The sequence below is a fragment of the Pseudomonas sp. S1(2024) genome (assembly GCF_046557535.1).
Map to the genome: position 1 here is coordinate 45,372 of NZ_JBKGFP010000107.1, position 8,899 is coordinate 54,270.

The window sequence follows — 8,899 nt, forward strand, 5'->3', positions numbered from 1 at the left end:
TGATCGCCCTTTTTCGATTTGGTAGGCACAATTGGACTCGAACCAACGACCCCCACCATGTCAAGGTGGTGCTCTAACCAACTGAGCTATGTGCCTGTCGTGTGGTGCGCATATTAGTGATCGAATGCGTACCTGTAAAGCGTTTTTTTCAGAAAAATCAAAAACTTTGCGAATTCGTGCATAAGGGCCTGCTGCGCAGCACCAGGCCGCGAGAACCCAATGAAAAAAGGGGTGACCCTTGCGGATCACCCCTTTTTCGATTTGGTAGGCACAATTGGACTCGAACCAACGACCCCCACCATGTCAAGGTGGTGCTCTAACCAACTGAGCTATGTGCCTGTCGTGTGGTGCGCATTCTACCCATTCCAAAAACCCTGTCAACACTTTTTTTCGCGCTAACCTACTGAATCTTAAACTCTTTATAGAAAAGTGCGCTGGCGGGGACCGAGTAAAGGATTTTCAACGGACGACTAGCGGGTGTTTATTATTATTGATAGCATCGGTACATTCGTTAAAAATATAAAACACGAGGTTCCTGCAGCATGGCTAACACCCCCTACCCCCAGTCCTACTACGCCGCCTCGGCCAACCCGGTGCCGCCACGTCCGGCGCTGCAGGGTGAGGTGGAAACCGATGTGTGCATCATCGGCGCCGGCTACACCGGCCTGTCCAGCGCCCTGTTCCTGCTGGAGAACGGCTTCAAGGTGAGCATCGTCGAAGCAGCCAAGGTCGGCTTCGGTGCATCGGGCCGCAACGGCGGCCAGATCGTCAACAGCTACAGCCGCGACATCGACGTCATCGAGCGCACCGTCGGCCCCAAGCAGGCTCAGTTGCTGGGCCACATGGCCTTCGAAGGCGGGCGCATCATTCGTGAGCGCGTGGCCAAGTACAACATCCAGTGCGACCTGAAGGACGGTGGCGTGTTCGCTGCCCTCACCAGCAAGCAGATGGGCCACCTGGAGTCGCAAAAGCGCCTGTGGGAACGCTTCGGTCACAACCAGCTGGAGCTGATGGACCAGAAGCGCATCCGCGAAGTGGTCGCCTGCGACAACTATGTGGGCGGCATGCTGGACATGAGCGGCGGCCACATCCACCCGCTGAACCTGGCCCTGGGCGAAGCCGCTGCGGTCGAGTCGCTGGGCGGCATCATCTATGAGCAAACCCCGGCCGTACGCATCGAGCGCGGCGCCAACCCGGTGGTGCACACCCCGCAGGGCAAGGTCCGCGCCAAGTTCATTATCGTCGCCGGCAACGCCTACCTGGGCAACCTGGTGCCGGAGCTGGCCAGCAAGTCCATGCCATGCGGCACCCAGGTGATCACCACCGAACCGCTGGGCGACGAGCTGGCGCGCACCCTGCTGCCGCAGGACTACTGCGTCGAGGATTGCAACTACCTGCTCGACTACTACCGCCTGACCAGCGACAAGCGCCTGATCTTCGGTGGTGGCGTGGTGTACGGCGCGCGTGACCCGGCCAACATCGAGGCGATCATCCGTCCGAAGATGCTCAAGGCCTTCCCGCAACTGAAGAACGTGAAGATCGACTACGCCTGGACCGGCAACTTCCTGCTGACCCTGTCGCGTCTGCCACAGGTTGGCCGTATCGGCGACAATATCTACTACTCCCAGGGCTGCTCGGGTCACGGCGTGACCTACACCCACCTGGCGGGCAAGGTGCTGGCCGAGGCCATGCGTGGCCAGGCCGAGCGTTTCGACGCCTTCGCCGGGCTGCCGCACTACCCGTTCCCGGGTGGCCAGATGCTGCGCGTGCCGTTCAGCGCCATTGGCGCCTGGTACTACAGCCTGCGCGATCGCCTGGGCTTCTGATGTAGGCAGGCTTGGCCTCTTCGCGGGCACGCCCGCTCCCACAGGATTTGTGCTGGTTGCACGGTCCCTGTGGGAGCGGGGGTGCCCGCGAAAGGGCCGGTACAGACAAAGCTATTTGTTCAGGCTACTCACAGCCTGCTTCGCCGCAATCTCCTGCCCCGCCCGGGCCAGTTCATCGGCAGCCTGCAACCAGCGCTGGCGGTCCACCTGGGCTGGCAGCTGCCGAGGTGGCTGCACCAGCACCGCCCAGCTCCCAAGCTTCGCCCACGCCGAGGCAAAGTCATCGAACGCCATCAACTGCCGCCGGTGCATGCCCGAACGCAACAGCACCCGCTGCTTGTAGCGGTCGTAGCCGATCAGCACGGCGTAGCGTGGCTCGCTCCACCAGGCCGAACCATCCTCGTAACGCAGCAGCACCGGGTTGCCCGCCGCCACCTGGGTCAACAGCGCGTCCAGCTGCTTGTCCAGCGGATACACCACCATGCCGTAGTCGCGCGCCACCCGGGGGATGCCGGTGTCCAGGGCCTCGGCGCCCTGCGGCAGGTTCAGCGGCTTGTCCAGCAGCCCCGGCGTGATCGGAGCCCCCTGTTGCGACAGCACCGCCGCCAATGCCATGGCCCCGCTGTGGTTGGCGTTGCCACGGTAGAACGGCACGCTGCTGATCTCGACCCGCTGCGGCAGGCCCTTGAGGTTGCCGGAGGGTGCGCTGGCGCAACCGGCCAGGCTGGCTGCAACCAGGCAGGCAGCCAGCAGCCGACGAGGGATGGTCTTGAAGGAAGGTTGCTGCATGGACACTCGCTTGCTCCAACGCCGGGCAGGCAGCGCCCGGCTCTGGCCACCGATCATAGGTCGGACAGCGGCGCGGGTATAGTCCGACACCGCTTAGGAGCAAATCGGACCAAGCAATAGACCTTTGGTCAATGGAACGTCACAGGCGAAAGACTAGACTAAAGCAGTGTCTGGAAGGCCAGCGTCGGCGACCGAGCGCGGCCCGTAGAGATGGAGGCACAGATGAGCCTGACCATGGCAATCCTCATGCTGGTTGGCATGTGGCTGAGCGTTGCAGCCGCCATGCTATGGGGTGTACTGCGTATCGTGCGGCGTCATTCCCACCACCACCTGCCACCGCAGGCCCCCGCCAAGCCACAGCCTGTGCGCCGGTCGCGGCGGCATGCCGGGGTGCACTGACTAAAGATTTTCCCTACCCCCATTCGCGGGCTTGCCCGCTCCCACTGGGGCCGCGTAGCTATCTGGCTGACGCGGCACCTATGGGAGCGGGCAAGCCCGCGAACGGGGCGCGAGCGCCCCGCATTTTTTTACATCAACCTTCAGCCGCCTCACGCTTCAACCGTGCCCGACGGGCCAGGATGTTGAGGATCTCGATTGCCGTCGAGAAGGCCATGGCCGCGTACACATAACCCTTCGGTACATGGGCGCCGAAACCTTCGGCGATCAGCGTCATGCCGATCATGATCAGGAAGCCCAGGGCCAGCATCACCACGGTCGGGTTGTCGTTGATGAAGTTGGCCAACGGGTCGGCGGCCACCATCATGACGATCACGGCAGTGATAACGGCAATGATCATGATAGGCAGGTGCTCGGTCATGCCCACGGCAGTGATGATGCTGTCGACCGAGAAGACGATGTCCAGCAACAGGATCTGGAAGATCGCCGCGGCAAAGCCCAGGGTAACCGTCGACGACACCTTGGCTTCTTCCTTGGCCCCGTGCGGGTCGACGTTCTCGTGGATTTCCTTGGTCGCCTTCCACAGCAGGAACAGGCCACCGGCAATCAGGATCACGTCCTTCCAGGAGAAGGCATTGCCGAATACTTCAAACACCGGGTCCGTCAGCTGGACGATCCAGGCCACCGTGCTGAGCAAGGCCAGGCGCATGACCAGGGCCATGCTGATACCGATACGGCGCGCCTTGGAGCGGTACTCCACCGGCAGCTTGTTGGTCAGGATGGAGATGAAGATCAGGTTGTCGATGCCCAGCACGACTTCCATGGCCACCAGCGTAGCCAGGGCAACCCAGGCGGTAGGGCTAGCGACGAGTTCCAGCAAGTATTCCATTGTTCAAATCCTGCAGCAGCGGTTGGGGGTCAGATTTCCTGGGTGTCTTCTTTGTTGTCGGCGTCCTTGGGCTTTTGCCCTTCGCTGCCGATGGCCTCGCTCAACGCCTGCTGTGCGGCCTTGTTGGTGTCGTCGATGGCCTGCTTGGCCGACTGCGCGGCCTGGTCGAGCATCTGCTGGGCGGATTTCTCGGCCTGCTCGCAACCGGCCAGGGTGAACAGGGCCAAGGCCAGCACCAGCGGCGTGCCGATGGATTTTAGTTGCAGCATGGGTTCCTCGCTTTTCATGTTCCGGCGGCGCACACGGCGCCTGATGGAGTCGCATTCTAAAGAGCGCAACACATCCGGAAAATTCGTATTTTCAGCGGTTATACTTCGGTTTTTACGAATCCGGAACGATACCGATGCTCAACTATCGGCAGTTGCACTACTTCTGGGCCGTGGCCAAGACCGGCAGCATCGCCCGCGCCAGCGAACAGTTGAACCTGACCCCGCAAACCATCAGCGGTCAGATCAGCCTGTTCGAGCAGACCTATGGCCTGGAGCTGTTCCAGCGCGTGGGGCGCCAGCTGGAACTGACCGAAACCGGGCGCCAGACGCTGATCTATGCCGAGCAGATGTTCCAGCTGGGAAGCGAGCTGGAGGCCATGCTGCGGGCCGGCCCGCAGGAGCAGATCCTGTTCCGCGTGGGCGTGGCGGACGTGGTACCCAAGTCCATCGTCTACCGCCTGCTGGCACCGACCATGGAGCTGGACGACGTGCTGCGTATCAACTGCCGCGAAGACAAGCTCGAACGGCTGCTGGCCGACCTGGCGATCCAGCGCCTGGACCTGGTGATTTCCGACAGCCCCATGCCCAGCCACCTGGACATCAAGGGTTATAGCCAGAAATTGGGCGAGTGTGGGTTGAGCTTCTTCGCCACCCCGGCGCTGGCACACCGCCTGGAAGGCCCCTTCCCCGCCTGCCTGCAGGATGCGCCATTGCTTATCCCCGGGCAGGAGACCGTGGTACGCAGCCGCCTGCTGCGCTGGCTGGGTGAGCAGCAGGTGCAGCCACGCATCGTGGGCGAGTTCGATGACAGTGCCTTGATGCAGGCATTCGGGCAGTCGGGCAGCGGCATCTTCGTCGCGCCCAGCGTGATCGCCGAGGAGGTGTGCCGCCAATATGGCGTGGAGCTGATCGGGCAGACCGAGGCGGTGCATGAGTCGTTCTATGCCATTTCGGTGGAGCGCAAGGTCAAGCACCCGGGAATCGTGGCGATTACCGAGGGGGCACGACGAGAGTTGTTTCACTGGTAACAGGCAGAATTGACGCCCCCGCGTTTCAATGGTCATATGCCCGCCAGTTTCAGGTGCCCTGCGCCGCCGCGCGCAGGGTGAAACGGGAAGCCGGTGCGTCGTGTTGCCCACGACAAGTCCGGCGCTGCCCCCGCAACGGTAAGCGAGCGAACCCTTCGAGATACCACTGTGCACTTGCATGGGAAGGTGAAGGTTTCATGCCCCTCGCAAGCCCGGAGACCGGCCTGGAGCTTCACTTGGCAACCCGCGGTGGGCGGGCGCAGGCCGGTATCCGTGCGTGCGCCTGCGTGCACGGTGCGCCTTTGCGTGTTTTCCACCGGGATCCATTCATTCCTGCAGTAGTGGAACGACATGTCCCGTATTTTCAAGCTTCACCCCCTGGCGGCCTGCCTGGCCGTTTCCCTGCCGGCCCTGGCCGATGACCTCGAGCGACAACCACTGGCCCTGCCTTCCACGGCCATCACCGGCACGCTCGACAGCCACGCCATCGACCTGGCCACACCGACCCAGGCTGGTTCGCGCCTGGGCCTCAGCGCCCTGGAGACACCGGCCAGCACCAGCAGCATCAGCGCCGAGCAGATCCAGCAGCGCAACAACCTCACCGTGCAGGACGCGGTGACCCGCTCACCGGGCATCAGCTACATCGGCTCCCCGGGCGACGGCGGCACGGGGCTGTCCGCCCGCGGCTTTACCGGGCACGGCTCGGTGATGACTTTGTTCGACGGCGCACGCCTGTACACCGGTGCCGGCACCCAGACGTTCCCGGTCGACCCGTGGATGGTCGAGCGCATCGATGTCATTCGCGGCCCGGCTTCGGTGCTGTATGGCGAAGGCGCCACCGGGGCGGTGGTCAACGTGATCCCGAAAAAGCCGTTTGCCGGCGAGGTACGCAACCACCTGCGCCTGGGCTATGGTTCGTGGGACCGCCAGCAGCTCGGCCTGGACAGCGGCGGCAGCCTCGGTGAGCGCCTGAGCTACCGCCTGGCCCTGAACCAGCAAACCGGTAACGGTTGGGTCGACCGCACCCCGTCACGCAGCCTGGCGCTGAGCGCCGCGCTGCGCTTCGATGCCAGCGACGACCTCAGCTTCACCCTCGCCCACGACCGTGGCGATGCGCAGCCTGCCAACTACTACGGCACCCCGCTGATCGACGGCCACTACCGCAGCAGCCTGCGCAAGAAGAACTACAACGTGCAGGACGACGTGCAGCATTACGTCGATGAATGGACACGCCTGAATACCGACTGGACGTTGAACGATCACCTCAGCGCCAGCAACCAGCTGTACTACATCAAGAGCCGCCGTCACTGGCGCAATGCCGAGGAGTACAGCTGGGATGCAGGGCGCCAGCAGCTGCTGCGCGGCAGCTATCTGCAGATCAAGCACAACCAGGAACAGTTCGGCGACCGACAGGCCTTCACCCTCGACCACAGGCTGTTTGGCCTGGCCAGCAAGACCGTGGTCGGCGCCGAGTACAACAAGGTCCGCTTCAACGTTGACAGCAACGCGCCCTACAACGATGTGGGCGGTGACTACGTCAACCCTTGGCAGCCACAACCGGGTTGGTTCCACAGCGCCTCGCCGCTGCGCCCGCAAACGCTGTCCACCACCCACACCTTTGCCCTGTTTGCCGAAAACCGCCTGCAGTTGAGCGATCGCCTGTCGCTGGTCACCGGCGTGCGCCGCGACCAGAACCACATCGACCAGGAAAAACTGACCACCGACAGCCGCAGCGACCGCAGCCTGCAAGGCGGCAACTGGCGTGCCGGGCTGGTGCTCGCGGTCAGCGACGACCTGTCGCTGTATGGCCAGTACTCCACCAGCGAGGATGGGGTCGACAACCTCATCAGCCTCAGCGCCAACCAGATGCACTACGACCTGACCGAGGCCAGGCAGACCGAAGTGGGCCTGAAGCAGCGCTTCTGGGAAGGGCGTGGCGAATGGACATTGGCGGCCTACCACATCGTCAAGAAGAAGCTGCTGGTGGATGACCCGGTCACCCACGAGAAGCAGCAGGCTGGCCAGCAGACGTCCGACGGCCTGGAGGCAACCCTGGAACTGGCGCTGGCGCACCAGTGGCAGGTGTCGGCCAACGCGGCGATCGTGCGCGCCAGGTATGACGACTTCGACGAAATGGTCGGCGGCATGGCGCAGGATCGTGCGGGCAATCGCCCGGCCAATGTCCCGCGGCGTACCGCCAACCTGTGGCTGAGCAAAGGCTTCGGCCAGCAGCTGAAGGCCGGCATTGGCGCGCGTTATGTGGACGAGCGCTACGCCAATACCGCCAACACCCAGAGCGCCCCCGGCTACACCGTGGTGGATGCCGACATCGGCTGGCAGGTGTTGCCGGATGTGCGGCTGGGGTTGCAGTTGAACAACCTGTTCGACCGTGAGTATGTGCAGTCGGCGTTCAGTGGCCAGCAGTGGCTGATGGGGATGCCACGGTCGTACTTTGCGACGGTGGATTACAGCTTCTGACCTGCACTGCCTGCACCGGCCTCTTCGCGGGCTTGCCCGCTTGTATGGTTAGACTTGAAGGGGTGGTGGGACTAAATGCCCGAATCTGACTGTTCACAGCAGTACAGACCGTGGGAGACATCGCCCCACCCCTTCCACCAAAGCGCCGATAAAGAATGCATCGTTTGCAAGCGACGATAGAAGCAAGCCAGCGCCTCTTGGTGAAACCCCTTCAAGCCGAAAAACCATAACGTGAGGAGCCGCCCATGGCAATGCAGGTAGGTAAGTTGATCGTGGGTGCGGATGTCGCGAAAGCTGAGCTGGTTATCCACCACGATGATCGTGACGAGATCATCAGGCTGAAAAACTCCAAACTCGAGATCAGAAGGTGGCTCAAGCAACAATCCCTCAACACCGCTATCGCTGTTGAGGCGACCAATGTCTATCACTTGGACCTGGTTGAATTGGCCCACAGCCTAGGCTTCGAGGTCTATGTCATCGATGGTTTTCAATTGAGCAACTACCGGAAAAGTGTTGGAGGACGGGTTAAAACCGACCCCTCAGATGCGCGGTTGCTGTCCCGTTTTTTAAAAAATGAGGGCGAGGACCTTCGCCCTTGGAGCCCGCCTCCCGCTGTCTACGGCAAGCTTCAGAGCCTCTTGCGACGCAGAGCCCTCTTGGTGACTACTCGTACTGCAATGACTCAGAGCTGGGCTAACGAAAGCCTTTTGAAAGCCGCCTTCGAAACTTTTGTGAAGTCGATAGATCGGCTGGATCAGTTGATTCAAAAGAAGATTAAAGAAGTACTGCGAGAAGCTGGGCTGCAGGAACAAGTCGCTCGCTGCCAGGCAGTAGAGGGCATTGGTTTTCTCACCGCCGCAGCATTGGTGATGGTTTTTATAAGGGGCGAGTTCAAAAGCAGTGACTCGTACATTGCATTCCTAGGAATGGATTTACGAGTCAGTGATTCCGGACAGAAAAATGGGCGACGTCGCCTCACCAAGCGAGGTTGTTCAGAAATTCGTCGCTTATTGCACAACGCTGCGATGGCGGCCAGCAGATCGGCAGCCTGGAAAGGGCTTTACGAACAGCATCGGAGCAGCGGTAAAGCAACAACCCAAGCCTTGGTAATCCTGGCAAGAAAGCTCGCGCGGGTGGCATTCGCCCTGATGAAAAATCAGGACGAATACGTCACCAAAGGCGGGAAACTGGCTTGCTGAAAACCATAGAATCTCCCACAGGTAC

Annotated in this window: 8 protein-coding genes, 2 tRNA genes and 1 riboswitch; of the genes, 5 read left to right on the plus strand and 5 right to left on the minus strand. The window is 61.7% G+C overall.

The features are described from left to right. Positions 1–19: 19 nt before the first annotated feature. Both ACLCGK_RS28765 and ACLCGK_RS28770 read right to left on the minus strand, forming a co-directional pair. A tRNA-Val gene (locus ACLCGK_RS28765) sits at positions 20–96 on the minus strand. A 166-nt stretch (positions 97–262) separates the two neighbouring features. Next, positions 263–339, minus strand: a tRNA-Val gene (locus ACLCGK_RS28770). 203 nt (positions 340–542) lie between these two features. On the opposite strand from ACLCGK_RS28770, the gene ACLCGK_RS28775 reads away from it, so the two are divergent. Beyond that, positions 543–1,826, plus strand: a complete 1,284-nt coding sequence (locus tag ACLCGK_RS28775) for an NAD(P)/FAD-dependent oxidoreductase (protein ID WP_013971994.1) — start codon at positions 543–545, stop codon at positions 1,824–1,826. Positions 1,827–1,937: 111 nt separating this feature from the next. Here the strand turns inward: ACLCGK_RS28775 and ACLCGK_RS28780 are convergent, their stop codons facing one another. Continuing rightward, positions 1,938–2,672 (minus strand): peptidase C39 family protein, encoded by a 735-nt coding sequence (locus ACLCGK_RS28780; RefSeq protein WP_013971993.1) that lies wholly within the window; start codon positions 2,670–2,672, stop codon positions 1,938–1,940. Positions 2,673–2,837: 165 nt separating this feature from the next. On the opposite strand from ACLCGK_RS28780, the gene ACLCGK_RS28785 reads away from it, so the two are divergent. After that, positions 2,838–3,014 (plus strand): hypothetical protein, encoded by a 177-nt coding sequence (locus ACLCGK_RS28785; protein ID WP_015269782.1) that lies wholly within the window; start codon positions 2,838–2,840, stop codon positions 3,012–3,014. Between the two features lie 133 nt (positions 3,015–3,147). On the opposite strand, the gene ACLCGK_RS28790 is transcribed toward ACLCGK_RS28785, so the two are convergent. Then, positions 3,148–3,900, minus strand: a complete 753-nt coding sequence (locus ACLCGK_RS28790; protein WP_003260907.1) for a TerC family protein — start codon at positions 3,898–3,900, stop codon at positions 3,148–3,150. A gap of 29 nt (positions 3,901–3,929) precedes the next feature. Then, positions 3,930–4,169, minus strand: coding sequence for a hypothetical protein (locus ACLCGK_RS28795; RefSeq protein WP_015269781.1), 240 nt, complete (start codon positions 4,167–4,169; stop codon positions 3,930–3,932). 134 nt (positions 4,170–4,303) lie between these two features. Between ACLCGK_RS28795 and nhaR the strand changes: the two genes are divergently transcribed. From nhaR to ACLCGK_RS28810, 3 genes are all read left to right on the plus strand, one after another. After that, entirely contained in the window at positions 4,304–5,197 is an 894-nt protein-coding gene (nhaR, locus tag ACLCGK_RS28800) for a transcriptional activator NhaR (RefSeq protein ID WP_013971990.1), read from the plus strand. 34 nt (positions 5,198–5,231) lie between these two features. Further along, a riboswitch (cobalamin riboswitch) is annotated at positions 5,232–5,440 on the plus strand. A 108-nt stretch (positions 5,441–5,548) separates the two neighbouring features. Beyond that, positions 5,549–7,675 carry a TonB-dependent receptor gene (locus tag ACLCGK_RS28805; protein WP_410953427.1) on the plus strand — a complete coding sequence of 709 codons (2,127 nt, stop codon included), beginning with the start codon at positions 5,549–5,551 and terminating at the stop codon, positions 7,673–7,675. Between the two features lie 245 nt (positions 7,676–7,920). Continuing rightward, positions 7,921–8,874, plus strand: a complete 954-nt coding sequence (locus ACLCGK_RS28810) for an IS110 family transposase (protein ID WP_410953428.1) — start codon at positions 7,921–7,923, stop codon at positions 8,872–8,874. The last annotated feature ends 25 nt before the right edge of the window (positions 8,875–8,899 follow it).

Coding starts and splice junctions, on each gene's coding strand:
- ACLCGK_RS28810 (WP_410953428.1), top strand. CDS start 7,921: ATGGCAATGCAGGTAGGTAAGTTGATCGTGGGTGCGGATGTCGCGAAA.
- ACLCGK_RS28790 (WP_003260907.1), bottom strand. CDS start 3,900: ATGGAATACTTGCTGGAACTCGTCGCTAGCCCTACCGCCTGGGTTGCC.
- ACLCGK_RS28775 (WP_013971994.1), top strand. CDS start 543: ATGGCTAACACCCCCTACCCCCAGTCCTACTACGCCGCCTCGGCCAAC.
- ACLCGK_RS28785 (WP_015269782.1), top strand. CDS start 2,838: ATGAGCCTGACCATGGCAATCCTCATGCTGGTTGGCATGTGGCTGAGC.
- ACLCGK_RS28805 (WP_410953427.1), top strand. CDS start 5,549: ATGTCCCGTATTTTCAAGCTTCACCCCCTGGCGGCCTGCCTGGCCGTT.
- ACLCGK_RS28795 (WP_015269781.1), bottom strand. CDS start 4,169: ATGCTGCAACTAAAATCCATCGGCACGCCGCTGGTGCTGGCCTTGGCC.
- ACLCGK_RS28780 (WP_013971993.1), bottom strand. CDS start 2,672: ATGATCGGTGGCCAGAGCCGGGCGCTGCCTGCCCGGCGTTGGAGCAAG.
- nhaR (WP_013971990.1), top strand. CDS start 4,304: ATGCTCAACTATCGGCAGTTGCACTACTTCTGGGCCGTGGCCAAGACC.